Genomic DNA, 21,730 nt, shown 5'->3' with positions numbered 1-21,730 from the left:
TGGTATCTGGAAATCGATAGTCACGATTAACGGGCAGCGCTGGGTCGCGCTGTCCTCAAGCTAAGGTTGAAGATGATGCGGAGCAAGGTGACAGGTGCGCAGCGTTGGGTCGTGAAGATCGGCAGCGCTTTGCTGACGGCTGATGGCAAAGGGCTGGATCGTGCGGCAATGAGTGTCTGGGTCGAGCAGATGGTCGCCCTGCATGAGGCGGGTGTCGAGTTGGTGCTGGTGTCCTCCGGGGCAGTGGCTGCCGGCATGAGCCGCCTGGGCTGGACCGCACGACCCAGTGCGATGCACGAGCTCCAGGCCGCAGCTGCAATCGGCCAGATGGGGCTGGTGCAGGCTTGGGAATCGAGCTTTGCCGAGCATGGTCGGCACACCGCGCAGATTCTCCTGACTCACGATGACCTGTCCGATCGCAAGCGCTACCTCAATGCCCGCAGCACTCTGCGCGCGTTGGTCGAGCTGAAAGTCATCCCGGTGATCAACGAAAACGACACCGTGGTCACCGACGAGATTCGTTTCGGCGACAACGACACGCTGGCGGCGCTGGTGGCCAACCTGGTCGAGGCCGATCTGCTGGTGATCCTCACCGATCGCGACGGTATGTTCGACGCCGATCCGCGAAACAACCCTGATGCACAGCTGATTTACGAAGCGCGCGCCGATGATCCGACGCTTGATGCGGTGGCGGGCGGTACTGGTGGCGCGCTGGGGCGTGGCGGCATGCAGACCAAGTTGCGAGCGGCGCGTCTGGCGGCGCGTTCCGGGGCGCATACGATCATCGTCGGTGGGCGTCTGGAGCGAGTGCTCGATCGCCTGAAGGCTGGCGAGCGCATCGGTACGCTGCTGTCGCCTGAGCGCGGCATGCTCGCGGCGCGCAAGCAGTGGCTGGCCGGGCATCTGCAAACTCGCGGCACGCTGGTGCTGGACGAAGGTGCGGTGTCGGCATTGTCGCAAGGTAACAAGAGTCTGTTGCCGGTCGGCGTGAAACTGGTCCAGGGCAGCTTTCGGCGTGGCGAGATGGTGGTTTGTGTGGCGCCGGACGGTCGCGAGATTGCCCGTGGTCTGGCCAACTACAGTGCGCTTGAAGCGCAAAAAATCATTGGTCAGTCGTCGGATGCAATTGTCGGCGTGCTGGGCTACATGGCTGAGCCGGAACTGGTTCACCGTGACAACCTGATTCTGGTCTAAGGAAAAACGCGATGCGCATGGCAAAAGGATTGTTGGGTCTGCTGATGGCGTTGCCGTTGCTGGCCTCGGCCGAGGAAATCGGTCAAGTGTCGACGGTGTTCAAGTTCGTCGGCCCGAATGACCGGATCGTGGTCGAAGCTTTCGATGATCCGAAGGTCGACGGCGTGACCTGCTACCTGTCTCGCGCCAAGACGGGTGGGGTGAAAGGTGGTCTGGGTCTGGCCGAGGATCGCGCCGAGGCGTCGATAGCTTGTCGTCAGGTCGGTCCGATCAAGTTCAAGGGCGAACTGAAGGATGGTGACGAGGTGTTCAAGGAGCGCACCTCGCTGGTGTTCAAGACCATGCAGGTGGTGCGCTTCCTCGACAAGAAGCGCAATACGCTGGTGTATCTGGTCTACAGCGATCGCGTGATCGAGGGTAGCCCGCAGAATGCGGTGACGGCGATCCCGATTGTGCCGTGGGTGCCGGTCCAGCAGTAATAGCGCAAAATCAATTGCAGGTGTGAGCTTGCTCGTTCCTGCATTTTTTTGCTGTGTGTTCATCAAATCGCAGGCAATAAAAAACCGACCCTAAGGTCGGTTTTTTAATGACTACGTCGATTAAGCAGCTTCTTTCAGTGCCTTGACGTGGCCATTCAGACGGCTCTTATGACGAGCAGCCTTGTTCTTGTGGATGATGCCTTTATCGGCCATACGGTCGATAACTGGCACAGCCAGAACGTATGCAGCTTGAGCTTTTTCAGCGTCTTTTGCGTCGATGGCCTTAACTACATTCTTGATGTAGGTACGAACCATGGAACGCAGGCTGGCGTTGTGGCTGCGACGCTTCTCAGCCTGTTTTGCACGTTTTTTGGCGGAAGGTGAGTTGGCCACCGTCGAGCTCCTCGAAAGACTTTTTAGGAAATAGCAAACAAAATAGGCCGCGAATCATGCCGATGAAGAGAAGTCTTGTCAAGGGCGCTTGAAACGTTCCGCTAAGTGGTAGGTATGAAGAGGCGGGATATTTATTTCCGGCGCTTGACCTGTAAACTCGCGAGCTTTGGCTCTGTGCTGTTGCGGCGCGGAGTATCGCACAAGTGGGCGCATTGTTCGCCTGCTGTTTATCGACAGGCACTAATTTCCTTAATGAATCTGCTCAAATCGTTGGCCGCCGTCAGCTCTATCACGATGCTTTCCCGGATTCTGGGGTTCGTCCGTGACACGCTCATCGCTCGCACATTCGGTGCCGGAATGGCAACGGACGCCTTTTTCATTGCCTTCAAATTGCCCAACCTGCTGCGGCGAATCTTCGCCGAGGGTGCGTTTTCGCAGGCTTTCGTGCCGATTCTGGCGGAATACAAGAGTCAGCAGGGTGAAGAAGCGACCCGCACGTTCATTGCTTATGTATCGGGCTTGCTGACGTTGGTGCTGGCTCTGGTCACAGCATTGGGGATGATCGCTGCACCGTGGGTGATCTGGGCCACGGCGCCGGGGTTTGCCGATACCCCGGAAAAATTCCAGCTCACTTCCGACCTGTTGCGGGTGACGTTCCCCTATATATTGCTGATCTCCCTGTCCTCGCTGGCCGGGGCGATCCTCAATACCTGGAACCGTTTTTCGGTGCCGGCCTTCGTGCCGACCCTGCTCAACGTCAGCATGATCGTGTTTTCGCTGTTCCTGACGCCGTATTTCGATCCACCGGTGATGGCTTTGGGCTGGGCGGTTCTGGTCGGTGGTCTGGCGCAGTTGCTCTATCAACTGCCGCACCTGAAAAAAATCGGCATGCTGGTGCTGCCACGCCTGAATCTGCGTGATACCGGGGTCTGGCGGGTGATGAAGCAAATGCTGCCGGCGATCATCGGTGTCTCGGTCAGCCAGATTTCGCTGATCATCAACACCATTTTCGCCTCGTTCCTGGTGGCCGGTTCGGTGTCGTGGATGTACTACGCCGACCGTTTGATGGAGCTGCCGTCCGGTGTGCTCGGCGTAGCGTTGGGCACCATTTTGCTGCCGACGCTGGCCAAGACCTATGCGAGCAAGGATCGTCACGAATACTCGCGGATCCTCGACTGGGGGCTGCGTCTGTGCTTCGTATTGGTGTTGCCGTGTGCGCTGGCATTGGGGATTCTCGCCGAGCCGCTGACTGTGTCGCTGTTCCAATATGGTCAGTTCAGCGCGTTTGACGCGTCCATGACCCAGCGTGCACTGATTGCCTATTCTGTCGGTCTGCTCGGAATTATCGTGATCAAAGTGCTGGCGCCGGGCTTCTATGCGCAACAGAACATCCGCACGCCGGTAAAAATCGCAATCTTCACCTTGGTGTGCACGCAGCTGTTCAACCTGATGCTGATCGGCCCGCTGGCTCACGCCGGTCTGGCGCTGGCAATCAGTGCCGGTGCCTGCCTCAATGCCGGGCTGCTGTTCTATCAACTGCGCAAGCAAAAGATGTATCAGCCGCAACCGGGCTGGTACATGTTCGGCTTCAAGCTGGTGGTGGCAGTGGCAGTGATGTCGGTGGTGCTGCTGCTGGGCATGCATTTCATGCCGGCCTGGGATCAGGGGCATATGCTGGAACGCTTCCTGCGTCTGGGGGCGCTGGTGGTTGCCGGTGTGGTGGCGTATTTCGGTATGTTGCTGCTGCTCGGTTTCCGCCTGCGCGATTTCAATCGCAAGGCTTTGAGCTGAGGTTTCAGCCTTTATAACCGGGCACGTGCCGGCAGTTTTGTCGGCTCGATCACTTTGCGTTACGGTGTTGCCTGTCGTCGACCGTCGGGTGTGGTTATAATCGACCACTTTATGAGCAAGAAGCGCGTTATGCAGCTGGTTCGAGGCCTCCACAACTTGCGCCCCCAGCATCGGGGCTGCGTCGCCACTATTGGCAACTTTGACGGTGTTCACCGTGGTCACCAGGCTATCCTGGCCCGACTGCGTGAGCGTGCGCTCGAGTTGGGCGTACCCAGCTGCGTGGTGATTTTCGAGCCGCAGCCACGGGAATTTTTCGCCCCCGAGACCGCGCCGGCGCGTCTGGCCCGTTTGCGTGACAAGCTGCAGTTGCTGGCCGCCGAGGGTGTCGACCGGGTGCTGTGCCTGGCGTTCAACCAGCGCCTGAGCAAGCTCAGCGCCAGTGAATTCGTCGATACCATCCTGGTGGACGGTCTCGGCGTGCAGCATTTGGAAGTCGGTGACGATTTCCGCTTTGGCTGCGACCGCCTCGGTGATTTCGATTTCCTCCTGCAGGCCGGCCAGGTACGCGGGTTTACCGTGGAAGCCGCGCAAACCGTCGAGCTGGACGGCATTCGTGTCAGCAGCACCCAGGTGCGCAACGCGTTGGCCGCCGCCGATTTTGCCTTGGCCGAACGTCTGCTCGGCCGCCCGTACCGGATCGCCGGTCGCGTGCTGCACGGCCAGAAACTGGCCCGGCAACTGGGTACGCCCACTGCCAACATTCAACTCAAGCGCCGTCGCGTACCGTTCACCGGGGTTTACCTGGTGGACGTGGACATCGACGGCAAGACCTGGCCCGGCGTCGCCAACATCGGCGTACGGCCTACGGTCCGAGGTGATGGCAAAGCCCACCTTGAAGTTCATCTACTGGATTTTGCCGGCGATCTGTATGACCGGCGTCTGACGGTGGTTTTCCACCAAAAGCTGCGTGAAGAGCAGCGTTTCGCCTCCCTGGAGGCACTGAAAACGGCGATCAACGCGGATGTCGCCGCCGCCCGTGCACTAGCCGCACCTAGCGCCCATCGCTAATGAAGAGCCTTAAATGACCGACTATAAAGCCACGCTAAACCTTCCGGACACCGCCTTCCCAATGAAGGCCGGCCTGCCACAGCGCGAACCGCAGATCCTGCAGCGCTGGGACAGTATTGGCCTGTACGGAAAGTTGCGCGAGATTGGCAAGGATCGTCCGAAGTTCGTCCTCCACGACGGCCCTCCGTATGCCAACGGCACGATCCACATCGGTCACGCACTGAACAAGATTCTCAAGGACATGATCATCCGCTCGAAGACCCTGTCGGGTTTCGACGCGCCGTATGTTCCGGGTTGGGACTGCCACGGCCTGCCGATCGAGCACAAGGTTGAAGTGACCCACGGCAAGAACCTGGGCGCGGACAAGACCCGCGAGCTGTGCCGTGCCTACGCCACCGAGCAGATCGAAGGGCAGAAGAGCGAATTCATCCGTCTCGGCGTGCTGGGCGACTTCGCCAACCCGTACAAGACCATGGACTTCAAGAACGAGGCCGGCGAAATCCGCGCCCTCGCCGAAATCGTCAAGGGCGGTTTCGTGTTCAAGGGCCTGAAGCCGGTGAACTGGTGCTTCGATTGCGGTTCGGCGCTGGCCGAAGCCGAAGTCGAGTACGAGAACAAGAAGTCCTCGACCATCGACGTGGCTTTCCCGATCGCCGACGAGGCCAAACTGGCCGCCGCGTTCGGTCTGCCGTCGCTGGGCAAGCCTGCCTCGATCGTGATCTGGACCACCACCCCGTGGACCATCCCAGCCAACCAGGCGCTGAACGTGCACCCGGAATTCAACTACGCGCTGGTCGACATCGGCGACAAGCTGCTGGTCCTGGCTGAAGAGCTGGTTGAATCCTGCCTGGCGCGTTACGGCGTTGAAGGCACCGTACTGGCCACCGCGCCGGGTTCGGCGCTGGAACTGATCAACTTCCGTCACCCGTTCTACGACCGCCTGTCGCCGGTGTACCTGGCTGACTACGTCGAACTGGGCGCTGGCACCGGCGTGGTTCACTCCGCTCCGGCCTACGGTGTGGACGACTTCGTGACCTGCAAGAAGTACGGCATGGTCAACGATGACATCCTCAACCCGGTACAAAGCAACGGCGTGTACGTGCCGTCGCTGGAGTTCTTCGGCGGCCAGTTCATCTGGAAGGCCAATCCGGCCATCGTCGAAAAACTGACCGAAGTCGGTGCGCTGATGCACACCACCGTCATCGAACACAGCTACATGCACTGCTGGCGCCACAAGACCCCGCTGATCTACCGTGCCACCGCGCAGTGGTTCATCGGCATGGACAAGGAACCGGTCAGCGGCGATACCCTGCGCGTGCGCTCGCTCAAAGCCATCGAAGACACCAAGTTCGTTCCGGCCTGGGGCCAAGCGCGCCTGCACTCGATGATCGCCAACCGTCCGGACTGGTGCATCTCCCGTCAGCGCAACTGGGGCGTGCCGATCCCGTTCTTCCTGAACAAGGAAAGCGGCGAGTTGCACCCACGCACCGTCGAACTGATGGAAGAAGTCGCCAAGCGCGTTGAAGTCGAAGGCATCGAAGCCTGGTTCAAACTCGACGCCGCCGAACTGCTGGGCGACGAAGCGCCGCTGTACGACAAGATCAGCGACACCCTCGACGTCTGGTTCGACTCAGGCACCACGCACTGGCACGTATTGCGCGGCTCGCACCCGATGGGCCACGAAACCGGCCCGCGCGCCGACCTGTACCTGGAGGGTTCCGACCAGCACCGCGGCTGGTTCCACTCGTCGCTGTTGACCGGTTGCGCCATCGACAACCACGCGCCGTACCGCGAGCTGCTGACCCACGGCTTCACCGTCGACGAGTCCGGCCGCAAGATGTCCAAATCGCTGGGCAACGTGATCGCGCCGCAGAAAGTCAACGACACCCTGGGCGCCGACATCATGCGTCTGTGGGTTGCGTCGACCGACTACTCCGGCGAAATGGCCGTGTCCGAGCAGATCCTGCAACGCAGCGCGGACGCCTATCGTCGTATCCGTAACACCGCGCGTTTCCTGCTTTCCAACCTGACCGGTTTCAACCCGGCCACCGACCTGCTGCCGGCTGAAGACATGCTCGCACTGGATCGCTGGGCCGTTGACCGTACCCTGCTGCTGCAACGCGAGTTGCAAGAGCACTACGGCGAATACCGTTTCTGGAACGTTTACTCGAAGATCCACAACTTCTGCGTGCAGGAGCTGGGTGGTTTCTATCTCGACATCATCAAGGATCGCCAGTACACCACCGGCGCCGACAGCAAGGCCCGTCGCTCGTGCCAGACCGCGCTGTTCCACATCTCCGAAGCGCTGGTGCGCTGGATCGCGCCGATCCTAGCGTTCACCGCTGACGAGCTGTGGCAGTACCTGCCGGGCGAGCGCAACGAGTCGGTGATGCTCAACACCTGGTACGAAGGCCTGACCGAGCTGCCGGAAGGCTTCGAGCTGGGTCGCGCCTACTGGGATCGCATCATGGAAGTGAAGGTGGCGGTCAACAAAGAGATGGAAATCCAACGAGCGGCCAAAGCCGTCGGTGGCAACCTGCAAGCCGAAGTGACGCTGTTCGCCGAAGACGCGCTGAGCGCCGACCTGGCCAAGCTGAGCAACGAGCTGCGCTTTGTCCTGATCACCTCGACTGCCAGCGTGGCACCTTTCGTTCAGGCCCCTGCGGACGCGGTAGCCACCGAAGTCAGCGGCCTGAAACTGAAGATCGTCAAATCGGCCTTCCCGAAATGCGCGCGTTGCTGGCACTGCCGCGAAGACGTCGGCGTAAACCCGGAGCATCCGGAAATCTGCGGTCGTTGCGTCGACAATATCAGCGGCGCCGGCGAGGTTCGTCACTATGCCTAACGCCGTTGGCCGTTTCGGACGGTTGAGCTGGCTCTGGTTGAGTTTGCTGGTTCTGGTCATTGACCAGGCCAGCAAGTTCTACTTCGAAGGCAAGCTCGAAATGTTCCAGCAGATCGTGATCATTCCTGATTACTTCAGCTGGACCCTGGCCTACAACACCGGTGCGGCGTTCAGCTTCCTGGCTGACAGCTCCGGCTGGCAGCGCTGGCTGTTCGCCCTGATCGCGATCGTGGTCAGTGCGGTGCTGGTGGTCTGGCTCAAGCGTCTGGGCCGCAACGATACCTGGCTGGCTGTCGCTTTGGCGCTGGTGCTGGGCGGTGCGCTGGGCAATCTGTATGACCGCATTGCCCTGGGCCATGTGATCGACTTCATTCTGGTGCACTGGCAGAACCGCTGGTACTTCCCGGCGTTCAACTTCGCCGACAGCGCCATCACCGTCGGTGCGGTGATGCTCGCACTGGACATGTTCAAAAGTAAGAAAACCGGAGAAGCCGTTCATGACTGAACAGGTATTGGCTGAGCAACGCATCGGCCAGAACACGGAAGTCACTTTGCACTTTGCATTGCGCCTGGAGAACGGCGACACGGTCGACAGCACGTTCGACAAGGCTCCGGCGACCTTCAAGGTCGGCGACGGCAATCTGCTGCCGGGTTTCGAAGCGGCATTGTTCGGCTTCAAGGCCGGCGACAAGCGTACGCTGACCGTCGAGCCGGAAAACGCTTTCGGCCAGCCGAACCCGCAAAACGTCCAGATCATCCCGCGTTCGCAGTTCGTCGACATGGAGTTGTCGCCGGGTTTGCTGGTGATCTTCAATGATGCGGCCAATACTGAGCTGCCGGGTGTGGTGAAAGAGTTCGATGACGCGCAAGTGACCATTGACTTCAACCACCCGCTGGCCGGCAAGACGCTGACCTTTGATGTCGAGATCATCAACGTCAAAGCGATCTGAGTCACACTGCAAAACCACTGTGGGAGCGGGCTTTTGTGGTGAGGGGATTTATCCCCGATGGGGTGTGAAGCGCCCCCAAATCTGATCACCGCGATTCAGAACCGGAAAGCGTTGACTGTTTTGACGATTGCTTCGCAATCGATCGGGGGTAAATCCCCTCGCCACAACAGGCTCGCTCCCACAATGTTTTCAACCGTTTTCGCTATTTCTTGCGCGCAAGACACGAGGCACAGCATGCAAATCAAACTCGCCAACCCCCGTGGCTTCTGCGCCGGCGTGGACCGGGCGATCGAAATCGTCAACCGCGCCCTGGAAGTCTTCGGGCCGCCGATCTACGTGCGTCATGAAGTGGTGCACAACAAGTTCGTGGTCGAAGACCTGCGCAGCCGTGGCGCGATCTTCGTCGAGGAGCTGGATCAGGTGCCGGACGACGTCATCGTGATCTTCAGTGCTCACGGCGTTTCTCAAGCCGTACGCAGCGAAGCCGCCGGCCGTGGCCTGAAAGTTTTCGACGCCACGTGCCCGCTGGTCACCAAGGTGCACATCGAAGTCGCCAAATACAGCCGCGACGGCCGTGAGTGCATCCTGATCGGCCACGCCGGTCACCCGGAAGTCGAAGGCACCATGGGCCAGTACGATGCCAGCAATGGCGGCGCGATCTACCTCGTCGAAGACGAGAAAGACGTAGCCGAACTGCAAGTGCGTGACCCGGAAAGACTGGCGTTCGTGACCCAGACCACCCTGTCGATGGACGACACCAGTCGCGTGATTGATGCCTTGCGCACACGTTTCCCGGCCATCGGTGGCCCGCGCAAGGACGACATCTGCTACGCCACGCAAAACCGTCAGGACGCGGTCAAGCAACTGGCCGACGAATGCGACGTGGTATTGGTGGTGGGCAGCCCGAACAGCTCCAACTCCAATCGCCTGCGCGAACTGGCCGAGCGCATGTCCACGCCGGCCTACCTGATCGACGGCGCCGAAGACCTGCAGAAGAGCTGGTTCGACGGTGTCGAGCGCATTGGCATCACCGCCGGTGCTTCCGCGCCGGAAGTGCTGGTGCGGGGCGTGATCCAGCAGTTGCAGGCGTGGGGCGCGACCGGTGCCGACGAGCTGGCCGGCCGCGAAGAGAACATCACGTTCTCGATGCCGAAAGAGCTGCGCGTGCGCTCGATCTGACGCTCTTCTTCAGGCACAGCGCCTGCTCAGCCTTCGCGCTGGTCAGGCGCACCCGGCCAGTTGCCGCCAGTACTACCTGGCGCTGGCTGACCGGCTCGCGTGCCGAACAGATATGTAATGTCCCTGCCTGAAACGCCCGCCCGGGCATCAGTGGTTGTCCCAGACTGCTGAAGCGCACATAACGACTGACCGCCCAATTGCCGACAATCGGTGTCCGCCCGTCACTCGCTTGCTCCACCAGCAGCGGATTGCTGCTGTCCTGCGGCCCCTTGCCGCTGATATCCAGAATGATCCTCCAGCCCTGACTCCAGTCGCCGTTGATGCCATGGATCACCACGTTCTGATTGCGGGTGATGGCCAGGGTGCGGGCGTTGCGAATTCCGTCGAGCAGCGACTGCGCCGCCTGGTCGCGCTGCGTCGATTCGCTGAAGGCGGCAAACGCCGGACTGACCAGCGCCAGAACAATTGCGCCAATCGCCAGTCCCATAAGCAATTCGATCAGGCTGAAACCCTGTTGCGGCATGACGATTCCCTCCGTGGAGCATGAAGCCCGGCGCGATCCTTTTCGCCGGGCAGGGCAAATCAACCGACGCAGGCCGGTTGAATGTTCTAGTTTGTAGAAGCAGGTATAGCCGACGGCAACGGAGGGCATCGATGGATCATCGTACAAAAGGTTTCACGCTGCCCGAATTGTTGGCTGCGGTCGCGGTGATGGTGATCCTCATAACCCTGGCGGTGCCGGGGTTCACCCGCTCGATCCAGAGCAGCAAGGCCGACACCGAAATGGGCGACCTGCAGCGCGCCATCAACTATGCGCGGCTGGAGGCGATTGATCGTGGCGTGACCACACGCTTGCGCCCGAGCGCCGGCGGCAGCGTGTGGACAGGCGAACTGTCGGTTTACGACAGTACTGGCACTCCGGCCAATGTATTGCGGGTTGTTCCAGCGATGAGCAGCGGCGCGACTCTGACGCTACCCTCAGGAGTGACCGCACTGGATTTCAACAATCTGGGTGGTCTGGCGGCGCCGTCAACGGCGGTGGTCATCAGTTACGTGCTGGGAACGCAAAGCAGGACGCTGAACGTGTGTCTGAACGGACGAATTCAATCGGGTGGAAGTTGCGGATGAGGGCAGGGAGCAAACAGGCACAGAAGGGCATGTCGCTGATCGAAGTGCTGGTCGCGTTGTTGATTCTGACCGTTGGCATATTGGGCGCGGCAGCCGTTCAAGTGAATGCGCTGAAATATACCGACAGCTCGCGAATGACCAGTCAGGCCAGCTTCATCGCCTACGACATGATGGACCGCATCCGCGCCAATGCCGCTGCCGATTACACCGTCACGCCGCCGACTTCGGGCAATCTCAGTGTCGCCCGCGATCAGGATCTCTACGATTTCACCACCAACATCGTCAATTTTGGCGGACCGACCGCCACCGGCACGATCACCGTCAATCAGCGGGTGTACACCATCACCATCAACTGGAATGACTCACGGGCGGCGAATGCCACCGGCACCACGCGCAGTTTTGTTCTGAGCAGTCGTGCCACGGTCGATCCGGTGGCCACACCATGAAGCACGCCAACCGTGGTTTCGGCCTGATCGAAATGCTCATCGCTCTGGCACTGGGCCTGATCATCGTGCTGGGCGTAGTGCAGACGTTCCTCGCCGCTAAAAACACTTACGTCAGCCAGAACACCGCTGCCGCGATGCAGGAAGACGCGCGCTTCGTATTGAGCAAGATGATTCAGGAGCTGCGCATGGTCGGCATGTTCGGCTGTCTGGGCGCGATTACCGACGCGAGCTCGGCAGGGGATTTCAACGCGGCGCAGATCACCCCGATCAGTTGGGACAACAGCAACCTCAAGCTGACGCTGGTTACCGCCGACGTCGGCGGCAATGGCGGCACACCGACCTGGACGGTGGTTTCCGATTGTCGTAACAGCGCCACGGCTTACACCGGGTTGCGTGCTGCGGCGAGCGGGCAGATCGCCTTTCCGATCCGTCGCTTGATCTACAGCTTCAGCAACAACCAGATCCTCATGGGCACCGGCAGCGGTACCCCGACTCAGCAGGTGCTGGTGAACAACGTCAGCGCGTTCACCGTGATGTTTGGCCTGGCGACGTCCGCTACCGATGTCGCGGCGTCCTCCTACAGCGCCAACCCCAGCGATCCGGCGCGCATCCGCAGTGTGCGCCTGAGCCTGACCCTCACCGACCCGAACAACCGGGTGGCCAATCAGACCTTCAACGTGGTTGCCGCTTTGCGCAACCGCTTGCAATGAGGGCCGGGCCGATGAGGATGACTTTCGACCAGCGGAAAAACCAGCGTGGCATGGTGTTGCTGGTCAGTCTGGTGTTTCTGTTGTTGCTGACCTTGATCGGGCTGTCCTCGATGCAGAGCGCCAACCTGCAGGAAAAAATGGCCGGCAGTGTAAGCCTGCGCAATCAGTCGTTCCAGACCGCCGAGGCGGCGTTGCGTATCGGCGAAAGTGCGGTGCAGCTCGACAGTTATTCACTGGCGGTGTGTGCCAGCACGACACAATGTGCGCCGCCGGCAGAGTCTTCGGTGGTCAGTGCGGCGGGGCTCAATTCGACTTCCGGAGTCACGTGGATCGCCGCCGGCAACGGCTTTTATGGGGTGCAGAACATCGGCACCACCCTGACCGCAGTCAACGTGCCGAGCAACACCTCGGCGACCCTGTATCGAGTGACCGCTGTCGGCATTGCTGGTACTTCGCGCAGTGTGGTGGAGAGTGTCTATGCGAAGTATTGAGCGCTACTGGACGCTGTTGACGGGGATGCTGCTGGGTTTGTATCTGGCAGCGCCGGCGTATGCGTTCACGCCGTCCGATTCGCCACTGCTGAGCGCGGCTGCGGTGCCGCCCAACGTGATGCTGCTGATCGACGATTCCGGCAGCATGAACAGCATCATTTACGCGGCGGGCTTCGATCCGACGGTCACGCGCACCCCGGCCCGGCAATGTAATGCGCTGCTCGGACTGTGCCTGAGTTCGACGGCGATCACCGGCGATCCGGTGTTTCTGTCAAACCTGCCGACTGCCGGTTGCTCTGGCGGAGCCTTTGCCTTCTACAACAACAGTCTGGTGCCGCAGTGCCTGAAATTGCCGGACCCGGTCGGCGGAGGCAACACGCGCTACACCGGGGACTACATCGCCTATCTGGTGGGGCTTGCGAACGGCAGCAACCGCGACTTCACCACCGGATCCATCCCCAACGACTACCGGATCAACGTGGCGCGCAACGTATCCACCGCGCTGGTTACCAGCAACCGTACCTTGCGCATGGGCCTGTCGACCTTCAATCCGGTCACCAGCAACAACCCCGGCAACGGCGGTTACATCGCCCGCGCCATCAGCGACCTGTCACCGGTCTCCGGCAGCGTGACCCAGGCGCAAGCCGACACTAACTACAACGCGCTGATTTCTTCGATCAACGCCCTGGGCGCCGTCGCCAACACGCCGTTGGCGGAAACCTATTACGAAATCACCCGCTACATGCGCGGCATGACGCCGTACTACAACAGCACGCCGGCGACCTACACCAGCCCGATCCAGTACCGTTGCCAGAAGAACTACGGCGTGGTGATCACTGACGGTTTGCCGACCTACGATCGCACCTTCCCGACCAACGATCCGTTGGGTGGCAGTCGTCTGCCGAACTGGGACGGCATCAATAATGATGGCAACAACCTCAATGGCGACAACGAGGGTGACACGCTGTATCTGGATGACATCGCCAAGTTCGCCTTCGACATCGACATGCGTTCGACAGGCACCGATCTCGCGGGCAAGAGTTGGGGCTTGGCGGATTTTCCCAAACAGAACATGAACACCTACACCGTCGGTTTTACCGCCGACAACGACATGCTCTCGGACGCCGCCGCTTACGGGCAAGGCAAGTATTACCAGGCGACCGATAGCACGGGCCTAAATGCCGCGCTGTCCTCGGCGTTGAGCGACATCACCTCCAAGGCCGGCTCCGGCGGCAGCGGGGTCACCAGCGGCACCACGCTGGCCAGTGGCACCAGTTATTTCCAGACCAGCTACGACCCCAAGGACTGGCGCGGCACGATCAAGTCCTTTGGTTTCACTTCGGCCGGCGCGGTAAATACCTCCGCAGCGTTGTGGACCACCGATACCACGATCGTGCCGGGCGCGACCGCACCGACTTATCAATCGTGGAACACCAGCAGTAACGCCGCCGTCACCCTGGCTTACGGCAACTTTTCCGCGGCCCAGCAGACGACCCTCAGCCAGAGCCTGCCCACCGGCATCAGCGGCAACGATCTGGTGGAGTGGAGCAAGGGCACCAACAAGACCGGGCTGAAAGTGCGCAGCGTGTTGCTCGGCGACATCATCAACTCGCCGCTGGTGCTGGCCTCGCCCAGCGACAAAACCGCCTCAGACCTCTCGGGCGACACCACCTACACCACGTACCTGACCACCAAAGCGGCGAACATGAATGCCAATCTGGTGGTGAATGCCAACGACGGTTTCGTCAACGTGATCAACTCGGCCAACGGCACCCGGCGCTATGCCTACATGCCGTCCAGCGTGTTGCCGTCGCTGCGGCTGATTGCCGATCCGGCGTACATCAATGGCGTCAGCCACAAGTTTCTGGTGGACGGTCAGGTCGGGGTTTACGACCTTCAGTTCAACAGTGCCTGGAAAACCGTGGCCATCGGCGGCACCGGTGCTGGCGGCAAGACGTTCTACGCGCTGCAACTGTTCGACGCGTCCGCAGGCAATGTGCTCAATGCCCTGTGGGAAGTCAGTGCACCTGCCACGGCGAACACTGCCAACGCCTTTAATGATCTGGGTTACGCCTATGCGCGGCCGGAAGTGGCACGCTTGGCCGATGGTCGCTGGGCGGCATTCATTGCCAATGGTTATGGAAGCAACTCCGGGGTGGCGGCGTTGTATGTGCTGGATGTGCGTGACGGTTCGTTGATCAAGAAGATCGTGATCGACAGCACCGAAACCACCAATGGCCTGTCGTCGGTGAAGCTCAAGGTCAATTCGTCGAACGTGGTGCAGGCCGCTTACGGCGGTGACTTGAAAGGGCGTTTGTGGAAATTCGATCTGAGCGCGACGTCAACCGACAGCTGGGGCGTGGCGTTTTCCGGCAAACCACTGTTTACCACGGCGGGCGGGGCGACCCAGCCGATCACCGCGCAGCCGTTGCTGGCGGACAATTCGCTGGGAGGCAAACAGATCTTTGTCGGCACCGGCAAATTCAACGAAACCGCCGACAAGACCAACAAGGATTTGCAGGCGTTCTACTCGGTGTGGGACGCCGACGGCGGTTCCGGCCAGTTGACCGTCAGCAGCCTACAGGCGCAGGCGGTGACCGGAGTGTTCTCCGGCAGCACCGGGCAGTTCATCACCACCAGCCAGAACGACACGACCTATCCGGGGGAGAAGGGCTGGTATCTGCCGTTGGTGTACAACAACGTGCTGACCGGCGAGCGGGTGATCAATCAGGCCAGTCTGGTGCTCGGGCGCATCGTGTTTACCACTGCCAGTGTCGACACCACCGACCCGTGTGCCAGTTTTGGCACCGGCAAACTGGTCGAACTCGATGCGTTCAGCGGTAAGATGCTCAACTACGCAGTGCTCGACACCAACGCCGATGGCGTGGTCGACAGTAACGATACGATTTCCAGCGGCGTGGTGTTCACCGGCGGGATTCCGACCCTTAACGCCATCGTCAATGGCGCGACGCGCAAGATCGTCAACGATTCCAGTGGCACCGTGACCACACTGGTGGAAAAATCCGGCGGCGGCAGCCGTCGTATCATGTGGCGACAAATACAGTAATTGAGAGTTTGAGGCATGCGCAGAGTCAACCAAGGCTTCACCCTGATCGAAATCATGATCGTGATTGCGATCATCGGGATCATCATCACCATCGCCGCACCGAGCTACACCGAGTACCTGAAAAAGGGCCGGCGTGCCGAAGTGGTGTCGCTGCTCTCGGAGCAGGCGCAGAGCCTCGAGCGTTTCTATACCAAAAACAACGTCTACACCGGCATCACCGGTCTGAGCACGGGCAATGATTTCTACACCATCACCCCGACGATCGCTGACCAGACCTTCCTGCTGACCGCCACCCGCAAGGCTGGCACTGCCATGGCCACCGACAAGTGCGGGGACTTCACCCTGACCAACACCGGTGTCAGAAGCATGAACAACGCAACCACCGGGCTGACCACCAAGGATTGCTGGGGCCGCTGAGGTACCTTCTCAAGGGCGCCTTTTGCGCCCACTGTCTTTTTTACGGTTGGATCAAACATGACCAGGCAACAGCAAGTGGTGATTGTCGGTGGCGGGGTGATTGGCCTGCTGACCGCCTACAACCTCGCCTCCGAAGTGCGCAGCGTGGTGCTGCTGGATCGTTCGAACGTCGGCCAGGAATCGTCCTGGGCCGGCGGCGGTATCGTTTCGCCGCTTTACCCGTGGCGCTACAGCCCGGCAGTCACCGCGTTGGCGCATTGGTCGCAGGATTTTTATCCACAGCTGGGCGAGCGGCTGTTTGCCGATACCGGGGTTGATCCCGAGGTGCACACCACCGGCCTGTACTGGCTGGATCTGGAGGATGAAGCCGAAGCGCTGGCCTGGGCCGAGCGGGAAAACCGTCCGCTGCGGGCTGTGGATATCTCGGCGGCGCACGATGCGGTGCCGGTGCTGGGCGGCGGGTTCTCCCGGGCGATCTACATGGCTGACGTGGCCAACGTGCGTAACCCGCGTCTGGTCAAATCGCTGAAAGCCGCTTTGCTGGCGCTGCCGAACGTGACCCTTCACGAGCAATGCGAAGTTCGCGGGTTTGTGCGCGAAGGCGAGCGGGTGGTTGGCGTCGAAACGTCGAAAGGCCTGATCAGCGGCGATCAAGTGGTGCTGACGGCCGGGGCATGGAGCGGTGATCTGCTCAAGACGCTGGACCTGACGCTGCCGGTCGAGCCGGTCAAGGGCCAGATGATTCTCTACAAGTGTGCGGCGGATTTTCTGCCGAGCATGGTGCTGGCCAAAGGGCGCTATGCAATTCCGCGTCGCGACGGGCACATCCTGATCGGCAGTACGCTGGAGCATGAAGGCTTCGACAAGACCCCGACCGATGTTGCGCTGGAGAGTCTCAAGGCTTCGGCGGTCGAGCTGCTGCCGGCGCTGGCGGAGGCTGAAGTGGTGGGGCATTGGGCCGGTTTGCGCCCGGGCTCGCCGGAGGGAATCCCGTATATCGGCCGGGTGCCGGGGTTTGAGGGTTTGTGGCTGAACTGCGGGCATTACCGCAATGGCTTGGTGCTGGCGCCGGCGTCGTGTCAGTTGTTTGCCGATGTGATGCTGGGGCGTGCACCGATTATTGATCCGGCGCCTTATGCGCCAGAGGGACGCATTTAAGCAAAAGCAAAAGATCGCAGCCTGCGGCAGCTCCTACAGGGAACGCATTCCCATGTAGGAGCTGCCGCAGGCTGCGATCTTTTAAAGGCTCAATCCAGACCGAGTTTTTTCAGCCGATAGCGCATCGACCTGAACGACAGACTCAAACGCTGCGCCGCCGCCGTACGATTCCAGCGCGTTTCCTCCAGCGCCTGCAGAATCAGTTTGCGTTCGACGTTTTCCAGGTAATCCTCAAGGTTATCGATCTGCGTCAGGTCGGCAATGCCGCCCTCGACTGCGCAACTTCCTTCGCTCAAGCGCAAATCCTCGGCCTCGATCACCTGGTTTTCGCATAGCGTATGCGCGCGTTCGAGGACATTCTCCAGTTCTCGCACATTTCCGGGAAAACGATAACGCTTCAGTGCTTCAAGCGCTTGCGGGTGCAGTTGGGCTGCCGGCTGGCCACTGTTGCTGGCCAGACGCTGGAGCATGTGCGCAGCCAGCACTTCGATGTCGTCGCGCCGTTCGCGCAGGGACGGCACCCGCAGTTCGATCACGTTCAACCGATAATACAGATCCTGACGAAAGCGCCCGGCGGCGACTTCCGCTTCCAGGTCTTTGTGCGTGGCGCACAGAATGCGCACATCGACCACGGTTTCCTGCTGGCCGCCGACGCTGCGCACGGCTTTTTCCTGAATCGCCCGCAGCAGCTTGACCTGCATCGACAGCGGCAGATCCGCCACTTCATCGAGAAACAGGGTGCCGCCGTGCGCGGCCTGAAACAGCCCCGGTTTGTCGTCCACCGCGCCGGTGAAGCTGCCTTTGCGATGGCCAAAAAACTCGCTCTCCATCAGCTCTGAAGGGATCGCCCCGCAGTTGACCGGTATAAACGGCTGTTGCGCGCGCGGCCCTTGTTCGTGGATCAGCCGCGCGACCAGCTCTTTGCCGCTGCCCGATTCGCCGCTGATGTAGACCGGAGCCTGACTGCGGGCGAGCTTGTCGATTTGTTTGCGCAGAGCGCGCATTGGGGGCGAGTCGCCCAGCAGTCGGCGGTCGATCGAGGTGACGCTGCCGCCGGCGGCAGGCATGCGCAACGCGGTGCTGACCAGTTCACGCAGGCGCGTGAGATCAACCGGTTTGGTGAGGAAGTCGAAGGCTCCGGCCTTCAAGGCGTTGATCGCGGTTTCCAGGCTGCCATACGCGGTAATCATCGCCACCGGCAGTTGTGGATAACGCTGCTGGATGTGCTGCACCAGGTCCAGCCCCGTGCCGTCAGGCAGGCGCATGTCGGTCAGGCACAGATCAAACGCATTGCGCTGCAACAACGTCTGGGCTTCGCCGAGATTGCGCGCGCTGAAGGTGTCGAGTTTCATCCGTCCCAGGGTGATTTCCAGGAGTTCGCGGATATCCGGCTCGTCGTCGACGATGAGGATTTTTTGCCGTGGGCTCGTGTTCAACTTTGTTTCCGTCCGTGAGCAAAGGTGATGCGAAAGCAGCCGCCGCCTTGGCGTGGTTTGAAGTCTAGGCGCGCCTGGTTGCTTTCGCACAGCTCACGGGACAGATAAAGCCCAAGGCCGGTGCCCTGGCTGCTGGTGGTGAAGAACGGTTCGAACAGATGCGACTGCTGATCGGGCGGCACACCGGGGCCGTTGTCCTGCACTTCGAGCACCGCCAGCTGGCTGTCAGGATCGATGAACAACGCCAGCCAGACCTCGGCCTGCTCATGCAGCAGGGCGCTGTGTCGCCAGCCATTGCGTAACAGATTGTCGAGAATCTGCGTGAGCTGGTCGGGGTCCATCAGCGTGATGAAGTCCCCGGAATTGATCCGCAAATGAATCGACTGGCGCTCGTTCGCCTGTTCGCGGCTCTCGGCAACAAAGTGTTCCAGCCAAGGCTTGAGATCCAGGCGTTGCGGAGCGCTCTGCTGGCGACGCGACAGTTGCAGGACATTTTCGATGACTCGGTTCATGCGCTGGGAGTGGTCTTGAATAATCTGCGTCAGACGCCGATCGGCGCCATCGAGTTCCTCGGACTCGCCCAATAGCTGCGCGGCGTGACTTATGGCCCCCAATGGATTGCGGATTTCATGGGCGATGCCGGCGGTCAGGCGCCCGAGCGCGGCGAGCTTGAGTTGCTGGGCTTGCTGGGCAACTTGTGCAAGGTCTTCGAGAAATACCAGGGTCTGCTGGTTCGGGCTCTGTGCGAGGGCGATGAAGTTCGGTTGCAGTTCCAGACCGTTGCCGGGGATTTTCAGACTCTGCGGGCGCAGGGTCGGGTTGCTCAGCCACAGTTGCAGGCGCTCGACCAGTGTCGGCGAGTAGTCATCGATCAAATGCCCCTCAAGGTGCGACTGCGCCAGCAGGCTTTTCGCGCTGTGATTGGCCAACTGCACCCGGCGTTGTTCGTCGAGCACCAGAATGCCGGTGCGCATGCGCTGCAGAATCAGGGCGTTGAGGGCCTCGAGGCCGACCACCTCGCTGGCGCGCTGTTCGGCGAGGGTCTCGCTGACTTCCAGGCGCCGCACCAGACCCTGTACCAGCAGTGAAGCGGCAAAACACAGGGCACCGAGGGTCCCGGCTTGCAGGTAATTGTTGGCACTCAGGGGCTGGCTGAGCCCCAGCAGGAAACTGGAAGCGACAATGCCGAGAGCGCCGATGGCGGCAATCAGCAGGCCGATGCGGCGGCGCAGCAGGGTATTGGCGATCGCCACCGAGACAATCAGCAGGTTGCCGATGGCGCTGGCGACGCCGCCCGCCGCGTAGAACAGGCCGCACAGCAGCAGCACATCGACCAGCGCCAGGCTGAACAGCTGCGCCGGGCGGCGAGTGTTCTCGAGGAACACCACCAGCAGAATATTCAGCACCAGATACAACCAACTGCCGCTGCGCAACAGGTCGTCGTCGGCCGAGGTCAGCAGGCGGTTGTCCATGTTGCTGGAGATCAACAGCACCAGGGTGATGCCGACGCTCAAACGGTAGAGATGATAGAGACGCAGCAGGCGCTGCGCCTGTTTACTGTCGGCGTGGGCGGCCTCAGCGATCACTGGTGCCCGGGCCTTGCTCAAGGTGAGCCTGGCTGCAATACCACTGTTGCTGAAGGTTCAGCGCGCGATCGCGCGGCAGGTGCACGCCGCAATGGGCGCAGCGCACCATCGGCGCGGCGTCTTGCTCGCGGGGCGACTGGGCGGAAGCGGCGGGCACCTTGAATTTTCGCCACAGCCATACCGCAGCAAAAATCAGGACAATCCAGAACAGTAAACGGAGCATGATGGGCGGCTTTTCGGCTAATGATTCGGCAGTTTAGCCAAGGAGCCGGCAAGCGCACAGACTATTAATGCGCGGCAATGAAAAAGGGAGATCCGCAGATCTCCCTTTTTTGTGACGCCCGGTGTGATCAGTCGAACACGCCGAAGGTCATGTAGCTGAACCACGAACGGTCATCGTTGTTGCCTGCGGCTTCGTGATGTTCTTCTTCAATCACGTCACCGTTTTCGTCTTTAGGCTTGAGCTCGTTCGGGATCGCGTCTTTCGCGTCCTGGAATTGCTTCTGCACGTCCTGGTTGGCGCGGGTTTCTCCCGGCGGCAGCGGTGGACGCGATTCGATCAGACCCAGCGTCGCCTTGCTCAGGAACGAACGGTTGTCGGCTTCGGCGACCGATGGCACGAACTGACCGTCTTTCAGGCTCGGGTGATTCGGGTAGTTGAGCTTCAGGGTTTCCAGGCTGGTGGCGGCCAGATCGTCCAGGTGCAGACGCTGGTAAGCCTCGGTCATCACCGCCAGGCCGTCGCCGACCGATGGGGTTTCCTGGAAGTTTTCCACTACATAACGGCCACGGTTGGCGGCGGCGACGTAGGCCTGACGGGTCAGGTAGTAGTCGGCTACGTGGATTTCGTAGGCGGCCAGCAGGTTGCGCAGGTAGATCATGCGCTGCTTGGCGTCCGGCGCGTAGCGGCTGTTCGGGTAGCGGCTGGTCAGCTGGGCGAACTCGTTATACGAGTCGCGGGCAGCGCCCGGGTCACGCTTGGTCATGTCCAGCGGCAGGAAGCGCGCCAGCAGGCCGACGTCCTGGTCGAAAGAGGTCAGACCTTTCAAGTAGTACGCGTAATCCACGTTCGGATGCTGCGGATGCAAACGAATGAAACGCTCGGCGGCGGACTTTGCAGCTTCCGGCTCGGCGTTCTTGTAGTTGGCGTAGATCAGCTCCAGCTGCGCCTGATCGGCGTAGCGACCGAACGGATAACGCGACTCCAGGGCCTTCAGCTTGGCTGTGGCGCTGGTGTAGCTGTTGTTGTCCAGATCAGTCTGAGCCTGCTGATACAGCTCGGCTTCGCTGAGGTTTTCGTCTACGACTTCCTTCGATGAGCAAGCAGCGGTCAATGCGAGGATGGCGATCAGCAGCAGGTGTTTCACTTGCATGGCGGCTTGCGTCCCTATG

Annotated in this window: 21 protein-coding genes; 15 read left to right on the top strand and 6 right to left on the bottom strand. The window is 60.7% G+C overall.

The window, feature by feature from the left end; translation table 11 throughout:
- Positions 1 to 75: 75 nt before the first annotated feature.
- Both proB and ABV589_RS10560 read left to right on the top strand, forming a co-directional pair.
- Positions 76 to 1,194 (top strand): glutamate 5-kinase, encoded by a 1,119-nt coding sequence (gene proB, locus ABV589_RS10565; RefSeq protein WP_027612826.1) that lies wholly within the window; start codon positions 76 to 78, stop codon positions 1,192 to 1,194.
- Between the two features lie 11 nt (positions 1,195 to 1,205).
- A complete protein-coding gene (locus tag ABV589_RS10560; protein ID WP_003228353.1) occupies positions 1,206 to 1,673 on the top strand; it encodes a CreA family protein in 468 nt (155 codons plus the stop codon).
- Between the two features lie 120 nt (positions 1,674 to 1,793).
- Here ABV589_RS10560 and rpsT read toward each other — a convergent pair whose 3' ends face one another.
- Positions 1,794 to 2,066, bottom strand: a complete 273-nt coding sequence (rpsT, locus tag ABV589_RS10555) for a 30S ribosomal protein S20 (RefSeq protein ID WP_003228351.1) — start codon at positions 2,064 to 2,066, stop codon at positions 1,794 to 1,796.
- Between the two features lie 252 nt (positions 2,067 to 2,318).
- Here rpsT and murJ point away from each other — a divergent pair, with 252 nt between their 5' ends.
- The 6 genes from murJ to ispH all read left to right on the top strand — a co-directional run bounded on the left by murJ (position 2,319) and on the right by ispH (position 9,899).
- Positions 2,319 to 3,857 (top strand): murein biosynthesis integral membrane protein MurJ, encoded by a 1,539-nt coding sequence (gene murJ, locus ABV589_RS10550; RefSeq protein ID WP_367085772.1) that lies wholly within the window; start codon positions 2,319 to 2,321, stop codon positions 3,855 to 3,857.
- 129 nt (positions 3,858 to 3,986) lie between these two features.
- Positions 3,987 to 4,925 carry a bifunctional riboflavin kinase/FAD synthetase gene (gene ribF, locus ABV589_RS10545; RefSeq protein ID WP_367085771.1) on the top strand — a complete coding sequence of 313 codons (939 nt, stop codon included), beginning with the start codon at positions 3,987 to 3,989 and terminating at the stop codon, positions 4,923 to 4,925.
- 13 nt (positions 4,926 to 4,938) lie between these two features.
- Positions 4,939 to 7,770: an isoleucine--tRNA ligase gene (ileS, locus tag ABV589_RS10540; protein WP_367085770.1), complete on the top strand. Its 2,832-nt coding sequence runs from the start codon at positions 4,939 to 4,941 to the stop codon at positions 7,768 to 7,770.
- Positions 7,763 to 8,275: a signal peptidase II gene (lspA, locus tag ABV589_RS10535; RefSeq protein ID WP_007963824.1), complete on the top strand. Its 513-nt coding sequence runs from the start codon at positions 7,763 to 7,765 to the stop codon at positions 8,273 to 8,275. The genes ileS and lspA overlap by 8 nt, the downstream gene beginning before the upstream one ends.
- Before the next feature lie 7 nt (positions 8,276 to 8,282).
- Positions 8,283 to 8,720: an FKBP-type peptidyl-prolyl cis-trans isomerase gene (fkpB, locus tag ABV589_RS10530; RefSeq protein ID WP_177325639.1), complete on the top strand. Its 438-nt coding sequence runs from the start codon at positions 8,283 to 8,285 to the stop codon at positions 8,718 to 8,720.
- 234 nt (positions 8,721 to 8,954) lie between these two features.
- Entirely contained in the window at positions 8,955 to 9,899 is a 945-nt protein-coding gene (gene ispH, locus ABV589_RS10525) for a 4-hydroxy-3-methylbut-2-enyl diphosphate reductase (RefSeq protein WP_367085769.1), read from the top strand.
- Here the strand turns inward: ispH and ABV589_RS10520 are convergent.
- Positions 9,856 to 10,422, bottom strand: a complete 567-nt coding sequence (locus ABV589_RS10520) for a GspH/FimT family protein (protein ID WP_367085768.1) — start codon at positions 10,420 to 10,422, stop codon at positions 9,856 to 9,858. The genes ispH and ABV589_RS10520 overlap by 44 nt on opposite strands.
- Positions 10,423 to 10,553: 131 nt before the next feature.
- On the opposite strand from ABV589_RS10520, the gene ABV589_RS10515 reads away from it, so the two are divergent.
- The 7 genes from ABV589_RS10515 to thiO are packed head-to-tail and all read left to right on the top strand — an operon-like array spanning position 10,554 to position 17,316.
- Positions 10,554 to 11,027 carry a GspH/FimT family pseudopilin gene (locus ABV589_RS10515; protein WP_007963832.1) on the top strand — a complete coding sequence of 158 codons (474 nt, stop codon included), beginning with the start codon at positions 10,554 to 10,556 and terminating at the stop codon, positions 11,025 to 11,027.
- Positions 11,024 to 11,473, top strand: a complete 450-nt coding sequence (gene pilV / locus ABV589_RS10510) for a type IV pilus modification protein PilV (protein WP_367085767.1) — start codon at positions 11,024 to 11,026, stop codon at positions 11,471 to 11,473. The genes ABV589_RS10515 and pilV overlap by 4 nt, the downstream gene beginning before the upstream one ends.
- Complete coding sequence (locus tag ABV589_RS10505; RefSeq protein WP_367085766.1) at positions 11,470 to 12,183, top strand: prepilin-type N-terminal cleavage/methylation domain-containing protein; 714 nt, start codon at positions 11,470 to 11,472, stop codon at positions 12,181 to 12,183. Before pilV ends, ABV589_RS10505 begins: the two co-directional genes overlap by 4 nt.
- Before the next feature lie 11 nt (positions 12,184 to 12,194).
- On the top strand, positions 12,195 to 12,674 hold the full coding sequence (locus ABV589_RS10500) for a PilX N-terminal domain-containing pilus assembly protein (protein ID WP_367085765.1): 480 nt from the start codon (positions 12,195 to 12,197) through the stop codon (positions 12,672 to 12,674).
- Positions 12,661 to 15,741, top strand: coding sequence for a PilC/PilY family type IV pilus protein (locus ABV589_RS10495; protein ID WP_367085764.1), 3,081 nt, complete (start codon positions 12,661 to 12,663; stop codon positions 15,739 to 15,741). The genes ABV589_RS10500 and ABV589_RS10495 overlap by 14 nt, the downstream gene beginning before the upstream one ends.
- A gap of 15 nt (positions 15,742 to 15,756) precedes the next feature.
- Positions 15,757 to 16,158 (top strand): type IV pilin protein, encoded by a 402-nt coding sequence (locus ABV589_RS10490; RefSeq protein ID WP_007963842.1) that lies wholly within the window; start codon positions 15,757 to 15,759, stop codon positions 16,156 to 16,158.
- A 57-nt stretch (positions 16,159 to 16,215) separates the two neighbouring features.
- Positions 16,216 to 17,316 (top strand): glycine oxidase ThiO, encoded by a 1,101-nt coding sequence (gene thiO / locus ABV589_RS10485; RefSeq protein ID WP_367085763.1) that lies wholly within the window; start codon positions 16,216 to 16,218, stop codon positions 17,314 to 17,316.
- An 89-nt stretch (positions 17,317 to 17,405) separates the two neighbouring features.
- Here the strand turns inward: thiO and ABV589_RS10480 are convergent, their stop codons facing one another.
- The 4 genes from ABV589_RS10480 to ABV589_RS10465 form a co-directional block, all read right to left on the bottom strand.
- The gene (locus tag ABV589_RS10480) at positions 17,406 to 18,752 is read right to left on the bottom strand and encodes a sigma-54 dependent transcriptional regulator (protein ID WP_367085762.1); all 1,347 of its coding nucleotides are present in this window, start codon (positions 18,750 to 18,752) and stop codon (positions 17,406 to 17,408) included.
- On the bottom strand, positions 18,749 to 20,338 hold the full coding sequence (locus tag ABV589_RS10475; RefSeq protein ID WP_367085761.1) for an ATP-binding protein: 1,590 nt from the start codon (positions 20,336 to 20,338) through the stop codon (positions 18,749 to 18,751). The genes ABV589_RS10480 and ABV589_RS10475 overlap by 4 nt, the downstream gene beginning before the upstream one ends.
- Complete coding sequence (locus tag ABV589_RS10470; RefSeq protein WP_367085760.1) at positions 20,328 to 20,561, bottom strand: PP0621 family protein; 234 nt, start codon at positions 20,559 to 20,561, stop codon at positions 20,328 to 20,330. The genes ABV589_RS10475 and ABV589_RS10470 overlap by 11 nt, the downstream gene beginning before the upstream one ends.
- 127 nt (positions 20,562 to 20,688) lie before the next feature.
- Positions 20,689 to 21,711 (bottom strand): outer membrane protein assembly factor BamD, encoded by a 1,023-nt coding sequence (locus ABV589_RS10465; RefSeq protein ID WP_007963851.1) that lies wholly within the window; start codon positions 21,709 to 21,711, stop codon positions 20,689 to 20,691.
- Positions 21,712 to 21,730 lie beyond the last annotated feature (19 nt).

The sequence above is a fragment of the Pseudomonas sp. HOU2 genome (assembly GCF_040729435.1).
Lineage (GTDB): Bacteria > Pseudomonadota > Gammaproteobacteria > Pseudomonadales > Pseudomonadaceae > Aquipseudomonas.
The sequence above is the reverse complement of the archived record's forward strand: the minus strand, read 5'-3'. Positions and strand labels throughout refer to the sequence as shown.